The organism is Trichococcus sp. ES5, assembly GCF_900067165.1.
Classification (GTDB): domain Bacteria; phylum Bacillota; class Bacilli; order Lactobacillales; family Aerococcaceae; genus Trichococcus; species Trichococcus flocculiformis.
The window spans coordinates 51,454-73,157 of the sequence record NZ_FJND01000002.1; the positions used below are offsets into that span (position 1 = coordinate 51,454).

The following is a 21,704-nucleotide window of genomic DNA, read 5'->3' on the forward strand; positions in this document are numbered from 1 at the left end:
AGCAAAACAAGAACTTCATGATATCTTTGAAGCATAAAATTTAATTAATTCTAAATTAAGCGACAATTCTGCAAATTAGAGGAGATTTCGCTTTTTTTTTTACCCTCAAACTCAATGCACCCATCCCCTTATGGTAAAATAACCATATTGACTTACACGAACAGGAGGCGATCCGATGGGGTTGCAGTTTATTTTAGGCAAGGAATCGGCGGACAAGAAACAGGTGATATATGAGTGGATTTCGCGGATTATGACGGAGGAGCCGGATGCGGAAGTATTCGTGCTGGTTCCGGAGCACGCGAAGTTCGAGGCGGAGATGTCGATTCTGGAAAAGCTTTGGCAATTCGAGGCTTTTCGCGGTCAGGACATGATGGGCTCGATGAATCTGCAGACGTTCAGTTTCAGCAGGTTGGCGTGGTATTTGCTGAAGAAGTCGCCGATTTTCCAGCAACAGCAATTGTCGGAAGCCGGCCTCAGCATGCTGGTGCGGAAGATTTTGATGGAGAAGGAGCAGGATCTGATCCTTTTCCGCCGTGAAGCCAATAAAGAAGGCTTCATCAAGCAGCTGACTGATCTGTTTCTAGAGCTGCGCAGCGGCCGCATCGAAGAGGAGGATCTGCAGGGGATTTTGGCGAACCATGCTGAATCCGGCAATGAGGCCGACTTCCAGCTGAAGCTGACCGAACTGAAGGAGCTTTACCAGGCCTTCAATGAAGCGCTACTGGACAAGTACCTCGAAAAGGAAGTCATCCTTGAGGCGTTGGCAGGGGTCATCGAAACGCTGGACATGCAGAATACCTATGTCTTCATCGACGGTTTCTACCGTTTCACAGCCCGCGAGCTGCAGATCGTCACGACGCTGCTGCGCTCCGCCAAACAAGTCACGATCACGTTAGCGTTGGACAAAGCCTATGTCGACGAACCGCCGGCCATGCATCAACTGTTCTATACGGCCGGCTCGACCTACCATACGCTTTATCATTTGGCGCGTGGTCTGCGCGTGCAAATCATGAAGGACCATTGGATTGCGAAGGATACGGACGGCTACAAGGATGCGCTGTTGACACTGGAGAATTATTGGATCGCATCCAGCGATGCGACTGCCAACAAAGTCCAAGGTTCTTTTGAGCTGACTGCAGCTCAGAAAGAAGATATCCGCATTTGGGGTTGCGAAACGAAACAGGCGGAAGTTTTTCATGTCGCCAATGAAATCAAAAAACTGGTCGCCGAGGACGGCTACCGTTACAAGGATATCCTGATTTTGGCGCGGACGGTCGAGGAATACGAAACGATCGTCAAGCCAATCTTCGACAAGGACGGTATGGATGTTTTTTATGATAAAGCGGACGCAATGAAGCATCATCCGTTCATGGATTTCATCGACGCACTATTCCGCATCCGTCGCCATCATTGGCGCTATCCGGACATCATGCGTTTGCTGCGCACGGAACTTTTGATGCCGCCAGCCAATCCTGACAATCCGCAAGCGCTCGAGGAAACGGCGGCAGCCGTGCTGCGCTTCCGCGAACAGGTCGATGTGATCGAGAACGTCCTGTTGGCATACGGCTACGAAGGCAACAGCTGGCTTTCGAAAGATGACTGGTATTTTGCGACATTCAGGGACGAGAACGGCAACAGCAACCAGAGCCCCGAGGATAGACGGATGCAGGATACCTCCAACGAGGTCCGCAATTATCTGAGGGATCTGTTGCTGCCGTTTTTCCAGAAGATGGCGAAGGCCAAGACCGGCCGGGAAGCCGCGAAGAACCTGTACAATTTCCTGATTGCCGCCAAAGTCGACAAACAGATGCTGTTCTGGCGCGATGAAGCATTGGCGCAGGGGGACCTGATCCAAGCGCGGCAGCAGGAACAGATCTGGAAAGTTTTCCTGAATCTGCTGGACGAATACGTCGAAATTTTGGGGGACAGCCCTTTCCAGGCGGCAGCTTTCCATGAAATCCTTTTGACCGGTTTTCAGAACGCAACCTTCAGTCTGGTGCCGCCGAGCATCGATCAGGTCGTCTTCTCGAGCATCGAGGGGGCGCGTTTCGAGCCGGCAAAGGTGGTCTTCTTGATGGGGATGACCCAGGACCATCTGCCTGCGCAGAAAGAGAACAAATCATTGTTGACGGAAGAGGACCGCGAGCGGCTCAGTGGCTCGTTGAATAATAATGAAGAGAAATATCTGCATCCGACGACCGCAGAATCGATGGCCGCAGAACCGTATGTGGCCTACCAGGCTTTCCTATCGGGGACGGAGAAGGTCATCTTCAGCTATCCGATGAGTGCGGACGACAGCAAGAAATCACCGAAGATTTCGCCTTATGTGTCGCGCGTAGCCAATGCGCTGCAGATCCCTGTCGAAATCAAGCACCAGGACATCGCTGACGCGGAGGATACGACTGCCTTCCTCGGCAGCAGACAGCAGAACATCAGCCAGCTGGTACATCTGCTGCGCCATCAGCGCGCGACGAATGAACCGGTGCCGACGCTATGGAAGTACATCTTGGCGTACATCTCAAAGGATCCGCAAGCCAAACGGATCATGCAGCAGGTCTTCGCCAGCCTCTGGCACAAGAATGTGCCGAGCAAGCTGACTGCTCCGGTCGCCGAACAGCTCTACGGGAAAGACCTGTATCTGTCGGTCTCGCAGCTCGAGCGCTATTTCGAAGATCCGTACAGCCACTTCCTGCAATACGGCCTGAAGCTCAAGGAACGGGCGAAATACGAGCTGTCCGCTGCCGGTACGGGCGAATTTTTCCATGAAGCCTTGGAACAGATCGTCAACCAGCTGAAGAGCAGGCTCATCGACACCGCTGATCTGAGCGAGGAGACGGTCAAGCAGATTGCCGATGCTGTTCTGCAAAATATCTACGGGAACGACAAATATAAGATTCTGTCGACCTCCAACCGGATGGCCTTCATCCGCGACCAACTGGGCGAAACGATCCAGAAGATGGCTTGGGTCCTCAACCAGCACAGCCGTCGGACGGCGCTGAAGAACATCCGCACCGAAGCGGTCTTTGGGCAAATGGGCGGCGAACAGATGCTGGACGGGTTGGACATGCCGCTGAACAACGGCGGCACCCTGCATATCCGCGGAAAGATCGACCGAATCGACCTGGTCAATGCCGGGGACGAGAATTACCTGACCATCCTCGACTACAAATCGAGCGCGCACAGCTTCAATTTCTCCGACGCCTACTACGGATTGGCGATGCAGATGATCACCTATCTGGATGTGGCCTTGTTGAATGCCGACAAGTTGCTGGCTGGGAAGACCTTGCCGGCAGGTGCTTTCTATCTGCACGTCAAGAACCCGTTCATCAAGCAGAACAGTTTCATGACGCTCGAGGATTACCAGAAGACGATCATCGCCGATTACAAGCTGAAAGGGCTGTTGTTGAACGACACAGCCGTTTTGGATCTGATCGATCCGGCTGTCGAAAGCGGTCAGGCTTCGGAAATCTTCACTTTCAAAAAACTGAAGGCCGGCAATCTGGGCAAAAATGACGATTTGATCACACTGGATGATTTCAACCACCTGATCGCCAAGAACCGGGCCAACATGGTGGAGGCCGGCGAGAAGATCCTCTCCGGCGACCTGAAACTCGACCCGATCAAGGAACGGCCGTATACGCCGACCGTCAGCGGGCCTTATCGCGCCATCTCGCAGTTCGACAACACGTTGCCGGAGAACCGTTACCGCAAATACATCAAATTGACGAAGGAAGATGTCCTTTCGAAGATCAAGCAAGAACTCGACGGGAACAATCAAGAATCGAACGAGGAAGGGGAGGAGCAATGATGACGGGCATACCGGCACGCACACCCAATGAAAAATTCACGGAAACGCAATGGCAATCGATCTATCAGACCGGGGACAACATCCTCGTCTCCGCCTCGGCAGGTTCCGGCAAAACGACGGTTCTGATTCAGCGGATCATCGAAAAAGTGAAGGGCGGAACGAACGTCGATGAACTGCTGGTCGTGACCTTCACCGAATCGGCCGCCAAGGAAATGAAGGAGCGCATGACGGGCGCCATCCAGACCGCCATCAACGAAGCCCAGTCGCAGGAACAATACCTGCACCTGATCAAGCAGCTCTCGCTGATGCCGCAGGCGAACATCTCGACAATCCACGCCTTCTGCCTGAAGGTCATCCAGCGCTATTTCTACCTGATCGATCTGGATCCGGTCTTCCGCTTGCTGGCGGATACGATTGAAGTCGAGCTGCTGAAGGAGGATGTCTGGGAAGAGGTCAAGGAGGAACTCTACGGGGAGCCGGATACGCACTTCAAGAATCTGGCCAAGGCCTATTCGAAGGACCGCAGCGACGACGATCTGATGAAGCTGATCTTCTCGCTCTACGACTTTTCGCGCGCGAACCCGATTCCTTACCGATGGCTGGATTCCCTGTCGTCTTTGTACAACACCGAAGACGGGTTGACGAACAGCGTCCTCTATCAGGAATTGCTGAAGCCGCAGTTGCTGAGCCTGATCGAAGGCATCCGCTACGACATCGAACAAGCGCGGCATTTGGCCGGGCAAGATGTGGAGACGGCTGCCCAGCGCGAAATTTTTGAAACCGAACAGGGCTATGCCGACCGCCTGTTGGAAGCTGTCCAGCAGGATGACTACGAATTGGCCTACACGATTGCTAACGAACAAGTGCAGTTTGCGCGTTGGCCGAGTGCTAAGAAGGCCGATGCGGATGAAGTGAAGGATCAAAAAGCACTGCTGAAAGGCCTGCGCGACAAATACAAGAAGGATTTCGCCGCGTTGAGCGCGCAGTACCTCAACCGGCCGCTTGCGGAGCAGGAGGAAGTGCTGCGGGGCATCCATCCTTATGCTGAAGAGATGGCCCGGGTGACGAAACGCTTTTCCGAAGCCTATTGGGAACGAAAATTGGACGACAATGTGCTCGATTTCAACGATCTGGAGCATCTGACGCTGCAGATTCTAGCGCCGATCGCCGAGGACGGGGAGCGCAAGATGAGCGACGCGAGCGCCTATTACCGCAACAAATTCGAAGAAGTGCTGATCGATGAATACCAGGACGTGAACCAACTGCAGGAGAGCATCCTCTACTGGGTGACGCGGCACCAGCCGGAAACCGAGAACCTGTTCATGGTTGGGGACGTCAAACAGTCCATTTACGCCTTCCGCTTGGCCGACCCGAGCCTGTTCCTGCGCAAATACGCGGCCTTTGCCGATAAAAACGGCGGGGAACGGATCATTCTGGCGGAAAACTTCCGGTCGCGCGCAGAAGTCATCCATTTCACGAATTTCATCTTTGAGCAATTGATGGACGAAAAAGTCGGCCAGATGGACTACGACGAAGCCGCGAAGCTCCAGGCCGGCAACAAATCCTTCCCGGAGAGCGAGCGCAACCAGACCGAACTGCTGATCTACCTGTCGGAGAACGCCGACAATGACGAGGAAGCCCTCACGCCGGAGAACGACCTCGAAGCCGACCTGACGATCGACGACAAAACGGCCGGGGAAGTCACGATGGTGGCGCAGAAAATCAAGGCGCTGATCGATGAGAAGTTCCTGATCTACGACAAAAAGACCAATGAAGAACGGCCGCTTTCCTACCGCGATATCGTGCTGTTGACGCCGACAAAGAAAAATAACCTTGTCATCCTGGAGATCTTCAAGGATTTCCAGATTCCGGTCATCCTGAACGACACGGAAAGCTATTTCCAGCGCACTGAGGTTTCGATCATCCTCTCTTTGCTGAAGGTGATCGACAATCCGCGTCAGGATATCCCGCTTGCGGCAGTGCTGCGTTCGCCGATTGTCGGTTTGGACGAGAAGCAGTTGGCGCTGATCCGCATCCAGCAGAAGAACGGCGATTTCTACGAAGCTGTGCAGCATTTCATCAAAATATGCGAAGCTTCCGGAATCGAGCAGACTGCGGAAATAAAGGATGCGTACAGCAAACTGGCACTGTTCATGGGACGCTTGCACGAATGGCGCAACACGGCCAGACGGAGCAGCCTTGTCACTTTGATCTGGACTATCTACAACGATACCCACTTCCTCGACTACGTCGGCGGAATGGTCGCCGGCAAACAGCGGACGGCCAACCTGCACGCACTCTACGAGCGGGCCAAAAAATACGAGGAAACGAACTACAAAGGGCTGTTCCAATTCATCCGCTTCATCGAGAAGATCCAGCAGCGCGACAAAGATTTGGCGGAGCCGACTTCTTTCAGCGACGATGAGGATGCCGTAAGGGTCATGACCATCCACGCCAGCAAAGGCCTGGAGTTCCCGGTCGTCTTCCTGATGGATCTGTCGAAGCGGTTCAACCTGAGCGATACGCAAAGCAAATACATCTTCTCGGAAACGTTTGGACTAGGAACCGATTATTTCGACGTGCAGCAACGGGTTCAATATCCGTCCTTGGCGCGCCAAGCGTTGGCGATCGAAAAGAAAAAGAAATTGCTGGCGGAAGAGATGCGCAAGCTCTATGTGGCCCTGACCCGCGCCGAACAGAAACTGTTCCTGGTCGGTTCCTACAAATCCGAAGAGAAACTTTGGGCCGATTGGCAAGTGGCCGACGGAACAAGCGGGAAACTGCTGCCGGATTACCTGCGGCTGCAAGCCAGCTCGATGATGAAATGGCTCGGCATGTGCCTGTACCGGCACGAGGACGCCGAGAACGACCATTTCCACAAGGAATACCGGGGCGAACTGACGCACTATCCGGTACACTTCAGCATCCAGACTTTCCGCGAGGAAGACCTGTTGTCCTACATTCCGGTCGTTATGGAGGAGATCAACGAATCGCAGTGGAAAGACGAAATCGAGCAGATGGCGTCGGCGAAAGTCGAAGCGCATGAGCATTCGCTGGCGGAAGAAATGAAGCTGGCTGTTGCCCTGATGGAAGCGAAATACCCCCACGAAGCGGTAACGACGACCACTAGCTACCAGTCCGTTTCGGAGATCAAGCGGCTGTTCGAAGATCCGGACGAGAGCCATATGCTGAAGTTGGATCTGTCCGACACCAAACGGGTCTCCCGCTATGTGGAGCCCGAGTTCCCGCGTCCGCGCTTCATGCAGGAGACGGTGATGCCGAACAGCGCCGAAATCGGTACCGCGACGCATTTCGTGATGCAGTCCGTGGATCTGGAAAAGGAAATTACCGCAGCCTATGTGACGCAACTGTTGCTTGAATTGTTAGGGAATGGGCTGCTGGAGCAAGCCGTCGCGGAGAAGCTCGATGCGGAACAGATTGCCAAGTTCTTCGAAACCGAGTTGGGACAGGAAATCCAAGCGAACGCGGACAGGGTGAGACGGGAAATGCCGTTCTCATTGCTGATTCCGGCCAGTAGGATCTTCACTGAGATACCGGAAGACTCAAGCGACAATCTGCTGATCCACGGTATCATCGACGGCTTCATCGAGTACGACGATCACATCGTCCTCTACGACTTCAAAACCGACTTCGTGGGCGACCAAGCGCCGGTATTGCCCGAGAATATCGTCGACAAGTACCGCGGCCAGATGAACCTGTACAAAAAGGGACTCGAAACCATCCGTCAGAAACCCGTCAGCGCGGCATATATTGCGCTGCTTTCGAACCATACCAATGTGGTTGTTTGATTACGGCGGTATATTATTGAACGACAAACAGAAGGTGCAGCATCCTTGGTTTTCTCCAAGGATGCTGCACCTTTTTCGATACCACGCTGTGCGTGGTGGGGCGCGGGGGCGCGAATTGTCGAATGTTCTTCTAACATTCGACAATTCAGTCTCGTTGGAGGGTCAGATTGTCGAATGTCTTCCACCCATTCGACAATTTAGCTGTTCGTTGCAATAACATTATCGGATATCCTGCATGCATTCGACAATTTCTACCTTATCGCTACCCAGGGCGATACCGGCAACAAAAAAAGGTGGAGCATCCAAGGAATAAATCCAGGATGCTCCACCTTTTTCTGATTTTTCAACAACAGCCCGCTCAAGGTTATTCCAAAACAAGCTGACTATTGGCTTGGATTGTACCAAGAATTGTCCGTGACATAGGCCCGACAAGCAACAATTGTAATGGCAATGCGACAATAACATTTCATGGTTTTTTAGTTTTCTCCTCCCGCGACTTCAGTCGTGGGAGGAGAAAACGATTGGCCAATCGCGCCAAAAACTCTCCTTGATTTCCTAGCTCCTTCCTCTTTCATTTAATGCGAACATAAGTTCTGTTTTTGGTGTACTTTCACTGGCGATTTTAGTATAATAGGGTTATTAAAAGGTGGTGAATGCCGTGGAACTAAATCTGACGATCAAAGCAAGGTTGAAGCTCTCGGACCCTAAAGACGCATTGGCGTTTCAAGAAGTCTGTGAACAGTATAGGCAGGCATGCAATTACGTATCTGATTATGTTTTTAATCACGATTTCGAGTTAAGTTTCGTTAAATTAAACGAATTTTTGTACCATGATGTTCGCCAGCGGTTCCATTTGAAATCCCAATTGACCCAATCAACCTTTCGGACAGTTGCGGCCCGATACAAAACCGTTCAAACGCAACTCCGTCGCAATCCAAAAAAATATGACAGTGGCAAAAAGGATGGGGCCGGAAAGCCAGTGTACATTACAGTTCAAAAGGACCTGAATTGGCTCTGGCACCCTATCCAGTTTTCTCAACCACAAGCAGATTTGGTGCGCAATCGCGATTGGAGCATTGTCGATAACGGCAAAACGTTTTCAATCAATACGCTGAAGGGGCGCGTGAAGTGCAGTTTTTTCCTCAACGGTTTTGAAGAGTATCTTGACGGTACCTGGGCGTTTGGTTTGGCGAAATTGGTCAAATCAGGCAAGCATTGGTTCTTGCATATTTCGGTAAAAAAAGAAGTCGCCGAAATGGAATTGACAGACATCAAACACGTTGTCGGAATCGACAGAGGGTTGCGTCAATTAGTGACAACCTATGACGAAAAAGGCAAAACCACTTTCTTCAACGGAAATGCAGTCTTGAAAAAGCGCGGGCACTACAAAGAACTGCGCCGCAGTTTGCAGACACGCAACACCAGGAACTCCAAACGTCGGATCCGGAAAATGGAAAGTCGAGAGAACCGTTGGATGGCAGATGTGAACCACTGCCTGTCTAAGACACTCGTCTCCCTATATGGTTCCGATACGGTATTTGTGTTGGAAGATTTGATTGGCGTGCGTTTCGCAACGGAACAAGTTGCGAAATCTCAACGCTATGAGCAAGTGTCGTGGGCTTTCTTTCAATTCGGGCAGATGCTCACTTACAAAGCCAACAAAGTTGGCTCAATGGTGGTTGAAGTAAGTGCCGCGTATACAAGTCAGCGTTGTCCCAAGTGTGGCACAATCAAAAAATCCAATCGGGATAAGCACCATCACGAATATTATTGCCCATGCGGTTATCGTTCAAACGATGACCGTGTTGGCGCAATGAATATCCAACAACTTGGGACACAATACGTAAGCGGTGTAGCGAATCCCAAATTTGAGAAACAACAAGCAAATTCCTAGTGCATAAATGTGCTGGATTGCCGGCAAAGTCAACTGTCGGGCTGCTCCATTCCGGTTGAATAAGAATGTTGCAGTGAGTAACGCCAACATTTTGAGGGACCAATCGATCTCAAACTACTCAGGAGTCCGCAGGACGTTTGGACTGCGTAGCGTTAAGCGTAAACCTAAAAGGTATTAGCGAAGCTAATGCACTCGTCACGAAGTGGCGAGAGGCAAGCCCGTGACTTCAGTCATGGGTAGTTGACTCTCCACGCTTCACTATAGGCTGCCCATAAATCATCAGGATGCCTCCTTCAATAAGAACACCGAATAATGACATGAAAGTGACCATCCCTAGAACCATCAAACTGGAGATTGTCAAAATTAACTGCAACTTATTTTCTTTTTTGATGGGTAGTCGAAAAGCGATTTTCTTTGCGATCACTCCTACAACGAATACGTCCAAGATAAAAGCGACAACAAAACCTGGTATTAAGCCTGCCGCAAGCGGCACAAACCCTAAATTGTTATGTAACAGCAGATTGTACAGGCTCATTCCTAACACCATCATTGAGCACATTGTCGTAGTGAAAAAAATTCCTTCTTTCTTGTTTGTGGGCATGTAAACACACATTCTATTTTTGTGTAAAGTCAACCATGGTATCACAAATTTAGAATGCGTGTAAGAAGTATTTTCATAAATAGTTTAAGTATTTTGAAATTCATTATATGGCTATTGCGTAAGTGTCTTCTGAGCCTTGCTCTCAAAGGCTCCTTTAAATGCTGCTATCAGAAATCTATTTCCTTCATCATTTCATCAAAAGAAACAACTTGAGGGTTAGCAATATGTTGTTTCATGGCAATGTGATAAAGATCCATATCGATCTCATCTTCAATTTTTTCCAGCACAGCATTCCTGAAGAGGGAGGAGACCGTAATATTTTTTGTTTTCGCATATTCTTTGATCAATTTCTCATCTTCTTCGTCCATCCGCAATGAAATTGTGCCCATTTCTACCACTCCTTTGTGTATAATGTAATATAAAGCCTGCTGCTATTCAACAATTATCAATTACAGCGCTAGATACGGTGAGCCATTTTCTTCCATTTTGGAAGCTCTAGAAAAGGAGGTAGTGTAATGAAATTCAAATTGAAGGTTACAACGTCCCGTACTTCTCGAATGGAAGAGTTGGTAAAGGCTTCTAATTTTTATGCAGCTACCAAATTTCCGGACAGAAGTCCTCACATGAGGGAACCAAAAAAAGCAGAGATACTCGAGTCTTGGGAGAAACGCCGTAACGGTTTCAAAATAGGGAATATATAAGTGAAAATTAGAAGATGGAGTAGGGGGATAATCTTCCTGCTCCATTTTTCTGTCTTCTTAGAGCAGATTATAAGTGTCTAATCATTAATGCCATCATTTCATCAAAAGAAAGGATGGCACTTTTCGTAAGCTTCCACTTTCGTTTCTTTCGGGATTATGGTACTTTTAGGAGGATGAAGTAAAAGGAGGAATCTCGATGAAACGAATCGATCGAATCTACGAGTATATAAAAATTCGCTCGCAGGAGTGTACAGAAGCTGCTTTTGAGCAGGGGAACGAAGGCGTGACGACTCAGGAAGTTGTGACGGAGCTTCAGATCATACGGCCCAATGCAAGCAGCGACTTAAATGAGCTCGTGCGTCAGGGAAAACTGATCAAATCCTCTGGACGACCAGTCAGATATGCGGATCACTCTTTGAAATGGAATAAGCAACCGCAAAATAAGATGCATCCATATAAAGAAGACCAGCCCAAACCAACAGCAAGGGCAACCAGCGAAACACGCGTTCCCGCTTCTGACATTTCTCGTGTTCCCGCAACCCGGGAAGGAAAGCATACGGGCAACCGTGAAACGAATAATGAGGTGTTTGCGAATGTAATCGGTTCAAATGACAGTATGCGGACTCAAGTTGATCAGGCAAAGGCGGCGATCCTCTATCCTCCTAAGGGGTTAAGCTGCTTGATAACTGGACCTACAGGAAGCGGGAAAACTTTTTTTGTTCATTCGATGTTTCGGTTCGCGCAAGCAAATCAAGTTTTTGCAGCTGATAAGGAGCTGGTTGTGTTCAACTGTGCCGACTATGCGCACAATCCCGAATTATTGATGGCTCATTTATTCGGCTATCGCAAGGGTGCCTTTACAGGAGCGACGGAAACGACGGACGGCTTGATCCAACGGGCAGACGGCGGCATGCTCTTTATGGATGAAGTGCACCGCCTGCCGCCGGAAGGACAAGAAATGATATTTTATCTGATGGATCACGGCACCTACAATCGCTTGGGCGAAACCGATAAAGCCAATAAAGTCAATGTCCGACTTGTTTGCGCAACGACGGAAGATCCCGCTTCCAGTTTGTTGCAGACCTTTGTGCGACGCATCCCGATTGTCATCAAGTTGCCTCAATTTTCGGAGCGGCCGATTGCAGAACAGGTGGACTTGCTGAAACGGATGGTTGCCATCGAAGCCAATCGCATCCAAAGAAGTATCCATGTGAAACAGGACGCGGTGAAGGCTTTGATCGGCAGCGTCACTTATGGAAATGTCGGTCAGCTGAAATCGAATGTGCAACTTGTTTGCGCGCGGGCTTTTTTGAACTATATGAATTCCAGTGACATCTCGATAACGTTGGATGAGCTGACACCAGAAATCCAAAACGGTCTGATGAATCTGGCGAATAATCATCGTGAGCGCTTGAATGAACTCACTCGGATACTGGAGCCCATCCTGACCATGGTACCGAATGAAGGAACGGAAAGTCCAATGATAAGGGATTCCTACGATCTTCCATATAATCTGTATGAGATAATCGGGAATAAGGCTGCGTTGCTGCGGGAGGAGGGGCTTGACCAAGAATCCATCAACCAATTCATTATGACCGACATCAATGTCCACCTCAAATCTTTTTATCGTGATACGGGTTTGACCTTCGATACAGAGAAGAAGCTTTCTGAGATCATTGATCAGCGGATCATTGGCTTTGCAAAAAATATGTTTGAGTATGCCCAAAAACATCTGGATTATCACTTCCAGCGGAATTTCGTCTATGCGATGAGTCTGCATATCAGTTCGTTTTTAAAACGAATTCAATTGGGAGAAAGCAGCCGCACGCTCCATGCAAGCATCAAAAATATGGTGGAAGATTACCCCAAAGAGTTTTCGGTCGCCAAATGGATGAAACAAGAGCTACAAAAAGAATACAACATCAACATCCCTGAAGTGGAGACCTATTACCTGACGTTGTTGTTGGTCTCGCTAAAGCAAGACAATGTTACAGGCCGCGTGGGCGTTGTGATTGCAGCCCATGGCAGGAGCACAGCAACGAGCATGGCTGAGGTTGTGACGACATTGCTGGGGGTCGACAATATCCGTGCCGTGGATATGCCGCTTGAGATGAAGCCCCAAGTAGCCCTCGAAAAAATTATTCATTGTGTCCAAGAAATCGATCGAGGGAGTGGCGTGATTTTGTTGGTGGATATGGGTTCGCTGACGACGTTTTCTGAAAAAATCACGGAGAAAACAGGGATTGAGGTCAAAACCATCGACATGGTCACGACCCCTATCGTTTTGGAGACCGTGCGGAAGACGGACCTTGTAGAAACGACACTTGATGAAATTTATCGATCGCTTCAATCTTTTCGCGGTTATGCAGGCAGCCACGTGACCACAAGGGAAGAGAACGGTCACTCCTTAAAGCTCAAAAAGGCAATCGTTGCTATTTGCGCTTCGGGCGAAGGGACCGCGCAAAAGATGAAAGAGATGCTCGACAAACATCTGGAGAAATATTTTGATGTGGACATCGAGGTGCTGCCGATTTCGGTGATCGATATGGATAAGCAGCTCGTAACCTTGCAACAGAAATATGAAATCTTAGCGACAACAGGAATCGTCAAACCAAAAATCGATGCCGTTTACATTCCAATGGAACATTTTTTCAGTGGGGATGCCGAAAAAGTATTGGACTATTTGGTGGAAGAGTCCGAATCCTATGATGAAAATGAGTTGACATCGGAAAAGGCAAAGCAGATATGTCTGGAATACATGGGCGAAAGCTTTACTTTCTTGAATCCACAAAAGCTGATTGAGCCTTTGTGGAAATTCAGCAGTTCCTTATTGGAAAATAAAGAAAATTATTCTCAATTAATCAATATTCTGATGCACCTGGCGGGAATGTTTGAGCGGGCCTTGCGCCAGGATACATTGATTGCACCGCAAGAAGAACTGAAATTGACTGAACAGACAGAGCGGTTCCAGCAGTTGGAACAGGCTTTAAATATTCTGAGCGGCACCTTTCAAATCGAAATGCCACAAGATGAGATATACTATCTGGAGCAACTGTTGGCCTATCAAGAATAATGATACAGTAAACCATACACTAGCTTTCAGTGCGAACGATACACTAAAACACTAATTGTTTTAGTGTATTTTTTTGTTTCTTAATTCCGTATGATTAAGCCATACACTAAGTTGGCACGCTTTTTGCTAATAGTATAATGACTGGTAAATCGCCTGCCAAGCTTTTTATCCAAACAGTCGCAAAATATATTCAATGGGAGGTATACAAATGGTAGGAATTATCCTAGCAAGTCATGGGAATTTCGCTGAAGGTATTCTGCAATCGGCTTCGATGATTTTCGGCGAACAAGAAAATGTCAAAGCAGTGACACTGGCGCCTAGTGAAGGACCGGACGATGTCAAAGCAAAGATGCAAGAGGCTATTTCATCCTTTGACAACCAAGATGAAGTACTGTTCTTAGTCGATTTATGGGGCGGCACGCCGTTCAACCAAGCCAACAGTCTTTTCGAAGCACATAAAGACACATGGGCGATAATCGCCGGAATGAACCTTCCGATGGTCATCGAAGCGTATGCTGCACGATTGAGCATGGACTCAGCACAAAAAATTGCTGCACAAATTCTTCCAGCAGCGAAGGACGGTGTGAGAGCTAAGCCAGAAAGTTTAGAGCCGAAGAAAGTGGAAGCGGCTTCTGCAGTGCAACAACCAAAAGGCAACCTTCCTGTAGGGACAGTCGTTGGTGATGGAAAAATCAAGTTAGCTTTAGTTCGATTGGATTCACGATTGCTTCATGGACAAGTAGCAACAACGTGGGCAAAATCAGCTGGAACAAATCGGATCATCGTGGTTTCGGATGATGTCTCAAGAGATGAATTGCGGAAAAACCTGATCGTGCAAGCAGCACCGCCAGGAGTCAAAGCCAATGTGATTCCAATCAAAAAAATGATTGAGATTGCGAAAGATCCTCGTTTTGGGAACACCCATGCCCTCTTGCTTTTTGAAAATGTGCAAGATGTCGTTCGGGTAATTGAAGGCGGCGTGAAGATTGAGGAGTTGAATGTTGGATCAATGGCTCACTCAGTCGGCAAGGTTGTCGTGAATAAGGTCTTGTCAATGGGGCCTGAAGATGTGAAAGCATTTGAAGCATTGAAAGCAAAAGGTGTTAAATTTGATGTCCGGAAAGTTCCGAATGATTCATCGGAAAAAATGGATGCGTTGCTGAAAAAAGCTAAAGAAGAATTAGCTAAGGCATAACAAGAAAAGAGGAGGTATATTATGTCAGTCGTTTCTATTATTCTGGTTATCATCGTGGCGTTCTTTGCCGGGATGGAAGGTATTTTGGATGAGTTCCAATTCCATCAACCACTCGTTGCATGTACATTGATCGGTCTGGTCACAGGAAATCTTGAAGCTGGTATTATTCTTGGAGGATCATTACAGATGATCGCATTAGGTTGGGCAAACATCGGAGCCGCTGTAGCACCTGACGCAGCACTCGCTTCTGTCGCATCTGCAATTATTTTAGTTTTGGGTGGTCAAGGGGTAGACGGCGTATCTTCCGCTATTGCCATTGCGATCCCTCTGGCTGTAGCTGGATTGGTTTTGACGATGTTCGTTCGTACACTGGCAGTTCCTGTGGTTCATATGATGGACGCAGCTGCAGAACAAGGTGACTATCGTAAAATTGAGTTGCTTCAAATTGGAGCAATTGCCATGCAAGGTTTGCGGATTGCAATTCCTGCAGCATTGCTTTTGTTCATCCCTGCAGACGCAGTCCGTTCCGGATTGGAAGCAATGCCGGGCTGGCTGACTGATGGAATGGCAATCGGTGGTGGTATGGTTGTAGCGGTTGGTTATGCAATGGTAATCAATATGATGGCCACCAAAGAAGTATGGCCGTTCTTCATCATCGGTTTCGTCGTTGCCGCTGTATCTGAATTGACATTGATCGCATTAGGAGCCCTAGGTGTCGCAATGGCATTGATCTACTTGAACCTTTCTAAAATGGGCGGTTCCGGTAATGGCGGTTCCAGCAATACTGGCGATCCACTTGATTCGATACTCAATGACTATTAGGAAAGGAGACTGCAAACATGGCACAAAATACGGTAGATAAAAAATTCGTATTAACTAAAAAAGATAGACTAGCTGTCGCTTGGCGTTCCACTTTCATTCAAGGATCATGGAACTACGAACGGATGCAAAATGGCGGCTGGGCTTTCGCAATGATTCCAGCAATCAAGAAACTTTATCCAGCAAAAGAAGATCGCGTCCTAGCGTTGAAACGCCACTTGGAATTCTTCAACACACATCCATATGTGGCATCTCCGGTATTAGGAGTAACGCTGGCTCTGGAAGAAGAACGTGCAAACGGAGCTCCAGTAGATGATGTTACGATTCAAGGTGTGAAGGTCGGAATGATGGGACCTCTTGCCGGTGTTGGTGACCCTGTGTTCTGGTTTACAGTCCGTCCGATTTTGGGAGCTTTAGGCGCATCCTTGGCCTTAACAGGAAACATCCTAGGACCTATCCTGTTCTTTGTTGCCTGGAACGCTATCCGTTGGGGATTCATGTGGTATACCCAAGAATTCGGTTATAAGGCTGGATCAAAAATCACTGAGGATTTATCTGGCGGAATCCTGCAAGATTTGACAAAAGGAGCTTCCATTCTGGGGATGTTCGTATTGGCGGCCTTGGTGCAACGTTGGGTATCGATCTCGTTTGCTCCAACCGTTTCATCAGTCAAGCTTCAAGAAGGCGCATTTATCGATTGGGAAAACCTGCCAAGTGGCACTGCCGGCATCCAGGAAGCCCTGATGCAGTATACTTCAGGCTTGTCGTTGACGGACACTAAAGTCACAACCTTGCAAAACAACCTGGATCAATTGATCCCTGGATTGGCAGCGCTGCTGTTGACATTCCTTTGCATGTGGTTGTTGAAGAAGAAAGTATCTCCAATCGTGATCATTCTTGGCTTGTTCATTGTCGGTATCGGCGGACGCTTGATCGGATTGCTGTAATTTTCGGATGCATCAAAAATAACGATTATGAGGCTCAGGCAAACCAGCCTGAGCCTTGTTTTTCTTGTAAAAAGTAAAGAGTGTATATTATACTCAAATCAGACACAAAGAGAGAGGGGCTTATACAATGGTTGAATCCCTGAATGCAAAGGTTGACATGGTAGTGGATGGTACTTCATATATGGGGCTGACCGACTATGGTAAAATTATGATTGGAGATCAAGCGTTTGAATTTTATCATCATCGTGATCCGCGAAAGTTCATTCAAATTCCTTGGGAAGAGGTTGATTATGTACTGGCATCCGTGATGTTCAAAGGGAAGTGGATTCCACGTTTTGCGCTTCAAACAAAGAAGGATGGTACGTATACTTTTTCAGCAAAAAATCCCAAGGACGTGTTGCGTGCGATCCGCATCTATGTAAGCCCGGATCATATGGTTCAATCATTGGGCTTCTTCGATGTTTTGAAGAATGCCTTCAAGCATATGTTCAATAAGAAAGCATCCTAAATAGTGGCAGGAAATCAATTTGCATACGGTTTACGGTTGCTGGATGAACGATTTAAGGAGGTTCTAATGTGGTAATGGATATTCGGTTGGTACGAATCGACGATCGTTTGATTCATGGGCAGGTGGCAACCGTGTGGACAAGACTAAGTAAGGCAGAGCGGATTATTGTCATCAGCGACGAGGTGGCGAGGGATCATCTGCGTAAGACGCTCTTGCGGCAGGTCGCCCCACCTGGTGTAAAGGTCAATGTGATTCCAGTGGAGAAGTTTGTCGAAATTTACTTCGATGATGCGCACAACCAATTTCGGGCGATGCTCTTGTTTACGAATCCACTCGATGTCGCACGCATCGTCCAAAGGGGCGTTCAGCTTGATTCCGTCAATATCGGCAGTATGAGTTATTCAGATGGAAAAAAGATGATCACGAACGCAGTAGCGGTTGATAAACGCGATGTTCAGGCTTTCGAGTACCTGAATTTTAAGGGTATCCACTTGGATATCCGGAAGGTCGTCGCTGACAATAAATTGGATCTCATGCAAGTGCTGAAAAAAGAAGGTTTGGTCTGAGCGCATATTAAAAGAAGACACGAAGCGAATGGAACAGCGCCTTGTGCCTTCTTTGTTTTTACGGAATGGTATATTATCCAGGGGGTGACAGCGTGCTAAAAGAAGCATGTGCAGAAAATTTTACGAACGTCCCAGAACTCATCGAGCGCGGGGCTAAACGGATTGAATTGTGCGATAATTTGGCAGTAGGGGGAACAACACCAAGCGTTGGCGTCATCAAAATTGCAACGGCGTATTGTTCCGACAAAAATGTATCCCTTATCGTGATTCTGCGACCAAGAGGCGGAGATTTTGTTTATTCTGCTATGGAAAAAGCCATCATGATGAGGGACTTAGAAGAAATAATTGCCTTGCAGGCCAATGGTATAGCGGTAGGTGCGTTAACTGCAGCAAACGCATTGGATAAACCCTTTTTGGAGGAAATCGCCAAGCTGGCCAGCGATAATGGAATCGAACTTGCTTTCCACATGGCGTTTGATGAAATACCGGAAGAAAAGCAACGAGACGCCTTATTGTGGTTGGGAGAAATTGGTTTCAAACGGATTTTGACGCATGGCGGTCCTAAAGAAAATACGATTTTTGATAACGCAGCGCACATCGCCGAACTTGCGAAAATCAGTCCCGGTATGACGATCATGCCGGGCGGCGGTATTACGAAAGACAATCTTGCAGACCTTGAAAAAACTTTGGGATTCACCGAAGTACACGGGACGCGAATTGTGTAGGAACCTATCAAAAGCAAAAAAGAGACTGTATCAGAACCAGAACAGGATTTTCTGGCTTTGATGCAGCCTCTTTTGTATGGGCTTACCCCTTTATGCGCAGAGATGCCCCGCCAAAACCTATTTGGCGGGGCAAAATGTCCAAGAAAAACACGAGATTCCCCGTCAAAACCTATTTGGCGGGGAAAAACGTCCGCGGACAACATGAGATTCCCTTCCAAAACCCATTTGGCGGGGAATCCCACCGCCAAACCGCAAAGAAGGGGCTGCCTCATCATCGAGACAGCCCCTTCGTTAGGCATTTTTAGTAAGTGTAGTTATTCAGCGCATTCCACAACAGGAACTCGTTGACGCCGGCATCATACAGTGCCTGCACTTGGGCATCGACTTGTTCTTTGCCGTAGGTTTGGTAGAACCCGGAACCCAGGTAAGAAGCGGTGAAATCCTGAAGCCATGGTCGGCTGATAGGTGGAGTTTCAAGTGTTGCAAGCAACTCGTTTTCGACCTTCATGTATTCAGCAACTAGTTCATACGGGTACAGATCCGGCTTGTAGATGCCGAAGTAATCGGTGCCCCAGTGGCTCGGATAAATCATCGAGGAGATGACATCGACATTTTCGGAAATCTGCGGGAAGTTCTGGCCGATGCCGGATGCTTCGACGACAGAGGCTGTATAGCCGAAGATATCAACGGATACGTCCACGCCGTAGGGCATCAATTTTTCTTTCGCATAAGCGGTAAAGTCTGTGATGGCTTGCACGCGTTTTTCGTCGTCGGTCATTTCCAAGTCAGCGTATTCGCCCATGTCGTAATTCAAGTCATCGCCCCAGACTTCGAAGCCTTCCGGGAAGCGGACATAGTCGAACTGGACTTCCTTGAATCCGACTTTGGCTGCTTCGATCCCGACATTGACTGCATAATCCCAAGTCTGCTTCAGGAACGGGTTGATGAACGATTCGCCGTTGGAAGCGACCCAGACGGAGCCATCGCTTTCGGTGAAGGACATCTCCGGTTGTTCGTTGGCCAACAGCGTATCCTTGAAGGTCACGATGCGGGCAATCGGATAAATCTGTTTCTCTTCCATCACGTCCATCAACTCTTCGATATCTGGGATATACTCTTCCGTATTTTCCTGGATGTGGCTATCCTTCGAGTTGAAGTCTGCAGTCACGACGCCCATGTCATCCTTGATGTCGATGACCATCGCGTTCAGATCGTTTGAATCGACGTAATCGACTAGTTTGTTGAATTTTTCTTCATAGCCGACCGAGTAGGCCGTCACGTAGATCCCTTTTACGCCGTCAGTCGGATAGGCGATTTCGACACCACTGTCGTAGAAGAATTTCTTCGGTAGTTCCTTGGCGGTAGGTGTCTTCAAAAGGGCACCTTGGCGCAGCGTCAGCGTGCTAGTGGCTGCTGTCGTTTCAGCAGAGCTTTCGGTTTCGCTGGCCGATGCAACCGTCGTGCTGGATAGGAAAAACAATAAACTAGCGGCAGCGAGTGTCTGTTTAAAATAAGTCATCATTACATTTCCTCCCGTTCAGGCGATTCGATCACATTTGGATCCACGATGGTGATATCTTTCGCGCGCAGGCCATCGATGATGGCGCCAATCGCGTCGTTTGTCCAGGGACGATCATGCATCAGCAAGTTCGCGCCGTCACCCAAGTATTTTGAATTGACCATGACATCGGCTAAAGCAGTGCCTTCCATGAATTCTTCGACCCAGTCATAGCCGTAGGTCCAGTTCATGATTGTCATGCCTTCCGTTGCGGCGATCGCGATGGTGTCCTCATTATATTGTCCGTATGGGGCACGCAGGAAGCGTGGACGCTCGCCGGTGATTTCTTCGATCAGGTCGTTCGTTGATTTGATTTCCTCCAGTTGTTCGTCATAGGTCAAAGTTTGGAAATCGGGATGCGAATAGGAATGGTTCCCGATTTCGAAGCCCATGTCATAGACGGTCTTGATGTCTTCTCGCGCTTGCTCGTTCGTGAGGAATTGTCCCATTACGAAGAAGATGGCATTGGCATCCTTCGATTTGACGGTTTCGGCAATTTCCACGGTATAGCTGTTCGGTTGCTGCGGCGCATCATCAAAAGTCAACAAAGCGACCTGCGTGTTGCCGTCCTCATCAATCGGTTGGACAGTGGAAATCTCTGGATTGATGCGGTATTCGTAGCTGACGGGCTCAGCTTTTTTTGCTGGCGTTTCTGCAGCGGCAGCCTCAGAGGATTCCGCAGCGCCGGCAGAAGAATCGGCTTCTGCACTTCCTTCCGTACCGATTGCGGCGATGGCTGCTTCCAATTCAACCAATTGCGCATCCAATGTCGTCAAATTCTCAGCGACTGGAGCGAGGTTGGCTTGGTTTGTTTCGGCGCTAAGATTGATCGCTTCGATGCCTGCAAAGAACGTATCAAAAGTGGCATCATCTGCTCCGAAGCCGGTCAACAGTTCTTCTTCCTTGTCCAAGCTGTCTCTATAGGCAGCCAAGTAAGTCAACGAATTTTCGCTGAACAAATCCAACGTTTCGCCGATTGCCTGCATCTGATCCAGCGGCAAGGTCTCTTCGTCGAAGGCAACAAAGTCGGCTTTCGTTTCGGCCAATCCTTCCAAAGCGCTTTCAATCGAATCGGCTAAAGTGCGGCGTTCTTCCAGGTTGCTGAACACGGCTGCCGATCCGTCTTTGAAAGTCTTCAATTCTTCATCGCTGGCCAGCGATTCGTCAAATGTTGTCTGTAATGCGGTCTCCAATTGTTGCAGCTCATTCAATTGGGCAACAATTTCGGTTTCTTCGGTTCTGATCTGGGTGATTGTTTCTGTCGTTTCTTTCACTTGATCTGCGCAGGCTGACAATACCAGTGCACTGGTAAAAACTAATGCAATCTTCTTACCTCTCAACATAAACAAGCTCCTTTATTACGTGATATATAATGTCTACTGAATAATTAACAAACCTTATCATAACAGCGTTTTTAGATGTTTTTTGGTATAATAGATGCATGGAATCCAGCGCAAAACACCAAAAACCCGTGCACTTTTTTCAAAAATGATACGAAGA

Annotated in this window: 14 protein-coding genes and 1 pseudogene; 11 read left to right on the plus strand and 4 right to left on the minus strand. The window is 48.5% G+C overall.

The window, feature by feature from the left end:
* The first annotated feature begins 175 nt into the window (after window positions 1-175).
* The 3 genes from TES5_RS02485 to TES5_RS02495 all read left to right on the plus strand — a co-directional run bounded on the left by TES5_RS02485 (window position 176) and on the right by TES5_RS02495 (window position 9,511).
* Window positions 176-3,808, plus strand: coding sequence for a PD-(D/E)XK nuclease family protein (locus TES5_RS02485; protein ID WP_068559453.1), 3,633 nt, complete (start codon window positions 176-178; stop codon window positions 3,806-3,808).
* Window positions 3,805-7,617, plus strand: a complete 3,813-nt coding sequence (gene addA / locus TES5_RS02490) for a helicase-exonuclease AddAB subunit AddA (protein WP_232309270.1) — start codon at window positions 3,805-3,807, stop codon at window positions 7,615-7,617. Before TES5_RS02485 ends, addA begins: the two co-directional genes overlap by 4 nt.
* 658 nt (window positions 7,618-8,275) lie before the next feature.
* Entirely contained in the window at window positions 8,276-9,511 is a 1,236-nt protein-coding gene (locus TES5_RS02495; RefSeq protein WP_068559457.1) for an RNA-guided endonuclease TnpB family protein, read from the plus strand.
* Window positions 9,512-9,750: 239 nt separating this feature from the next.
* Here the strand turns inward: TES5_RS02495 and TES5_RS02500 are convergent.
* Together TES5_RS02500 and relB are read right to left on the minus strand one after the other, a co-directional pair.
* A pseudogene (locus tag TES5_RS02500) lies at window positions 9,751-10,112 on the minus strand (DUF2798 domain-containing protein); the annotation flags it as partial.
* Between the two features lie 167 nt (window positions 10,113-10,279).
* Complete coding sequence (gene relB / locus TES5_RS02505; protein WP_068559460.1) at window positions 10,280-10,501, minus strand: type II toxin-antitoxin system RelB family antitoxin; 222 nt, start codon at window positions 10,499-10,501, stop codon at window positions 10,280-10,282.
* Between the two features lie 126 nt (window positions 10,502-10,627).
* Between relB and TES5_RS02510 the strand changes: the two genes are divergently transcribed.
* From TES5_RS02510 to TES5_RS02545, 8 genes are all read left to right on the plus strand, one after another.
* Window positions 10,628-10,813 (plus strand): hypothetical protein, encoded by a 186-nt coding sequence (locus tag TES5_RS02510; RefSeq protein ID WP_068559462.1) that lies wholly within the window; start codon window positions 10,628-10,630, stop codon window positions 10,811-10,813.
* Window positions 10,814-11,009: 196 nt separating this feature from the next.
* Window positions 11,010-13,886, plus strand: a complete 2,877-nt coding sequence (locus TES5_RS02515) for a sigma 54-interacting transcriptional regulator (RefSeq protein ID WP_068559465.1) — start codon at window positions 11,010-11,012, stop codon at window positions 13,884-13,886.
* A 208-nt stretch (window positions 13,887-14,094) separates the two neighbouring features.
* Window positions 14,095-15,081, plus strand: a complete 987-nt coding sequence (locus TES5_RS02520) for a mannose/fructose/sorbose PTS transporter subunit IIA (protein WP_068559467.1) — start codon at window positions 14,095-14,097, stop codon at window positions 15,079-15,081.
* Window positions 15,082-15,102: 21 nt separating this feature from the next.
* Window positions 15,103-15,903: a PTS mannose/fructose/sorbose transporter subunit IIC gene (locus TES5_RS02525; protein WP_068559470.1), complete on the plus strand. Its 801-nt coding sequence runs from the start codon at window positions 15,103-15,105 to the stop codon at window positions 15,901-15,903.
* A 17-nt stretch (window positions 15,904-15,920) separates the two neighbouring features.
* Window positions 15,921-16,847 (plus strand): PTS system mannose/fructose/sorbose family transporter subunit IID, encoded by a 927-nt coding sequence (locus tag TES5_RS02530; protein ID WP_068559472.1) that lies wholly within the window; start codon window positions 15,921-15,923, stop codon window positions 16,845-16,847.
* A gap of 127 nt (window positions 16,848-16,974) precedes the next feature.
* A complete protein-coding gene (locus TES5_RS02535; protein WP_068559474.1) occupies window positions 16,975-17,355 on the plus strand; it encodes a DUF956 family protein in 381 nt (126 codons plus the stop codon).
* 68 nt (window positions 17,356-17,423) lie between these two features.
* On the plus strand, window positions 17,424-17,921 hold the full coding sequence (locus TES5_RS02540; RefSeq protein WP_068559476.1) for a mannose/fructose/sorbose PTS transporter subunit IIB: 498 nt from the start codon (window positions 17,424-17,426) through the stop codon (window positions 17,919-17,921).
* Between the two features lie 92 nt (window positions 17,922-18,013).
* A complete protein-coding gene (locus TES5_RS02545; protein ID WP_068559478.1) occupies window positions 18,014-18,646 on the plus strand; it encodes a copper homeostasis protein CutC in 633 nt (210 codons plus the stop codon).
* Between the two features lie 301 nt (window positions 18,647-18,947).
* Here the strand turns inward: TES5_RS02545 and TES5_RS02550 are convergent, their stop codons facing one another.
* Window positions 18,948-20,168, minus strand: coding sequence for a putative glycoside hydrolase (locus TES5_RS02550; protein ID WP_232309272.1), 1,221 nt, complete (start codon window positions 20,166-20,168; stop codon window positions 18,948-18,950).
* The gene (locus TES5_RS02555; protein ID WP_068559480.1) at window positions 20,168-21,547 is read right to left on the minus strand and encodes a polysaccharide deacetylase family protein; all 1,380 of its coding nucleotides are present in this window, start codon (window positions 21,545-21,547) and stop codon (window positions 20,168-20,170) included. The genes TES5_RS02550 and TES5_RS02555 overlap by 1 nt, the downstream gene beginning before the upstream one ends.
* Between the last annotated feature and the right edge of the window lie 157 nt (window positions 21,548-21,704).

Bases quoted from the DNA above. Each gene is read 5' to 3' on its own strand.
- TES5_RS02485 (WP_068559453.1), top strand. From the start codon at position 176: ATGGGGTTGCAGTTTATTTTAGGCAAGGAATCGGCGGACAAGAAACAG.
- addA (WP_232309270.1), top strand. From the start codon at position 3,805: ATGATGACGGGCATACCGGCACGCACACCCAATGAAAAATTCACGGAA.
- relB (WP_068559460.1), bottom strand. From the start codon at position 10,501: ATGGGCACAATTTCATTGCGGATGGACGAAGAAGATGAGAAATTGATC.
- TES5_RS02510 (WP_068559462.1), top strand. From the start codon at position 10,628: ATGAAATTCAAATTGAAGGTTACAACGTCCCGTACTTCTCGAATGGAA.
- TES5_RS02515 (WP_068559465.1), top strand. From the start codon at position 11,010: ATGAAACGAATCGATCGAATCTACGAGTATATAAAAATTCGCTCGCAG.
- TES5_RS02520 (WP_068559467.1), top strand. From the start codon at position 14,095: ATGGTAGGAATTATCCTAGCAAGTCATGGGAATTTCGCTGAAGGTATT.
- TES5_RS02525 (WP_068559470.1), top strand. From the start codon at position 15,103: ATGTCAGTCGTTTCTATTATTCTGGTTATCATCGTGGCGTTCTTTGCC.
- TES5_RS02530 (WP_068559472.1), top strand. From the start codon at position 15,921: ATGGCACAAAATACGGTAGATAAAAAATTCGTATTAACTAAAAAAGAT.
- TES5_RS02535 (WP_068559474.1), top strand. From the start codon at position 16,975: ATGGTTGAATCCCTGAATGCAAAGGTTGACATGGTAGTGGATGGTACT.
- TES5_RS02550 (WP_232309272.1), bottom strand. From the start codon at position 20,168: ATGATGACTTATTTTAAACAGACACTCGCTGCCGCTAGTTTATTGTTT.
- TES5_RS02555 (WP_068559480.1), bottom strand. From the start codon at position 21,547: ATGTTGAGAGGTAAGAAGATTGCATTAGTTTTTACCAGTGCACTGGTA.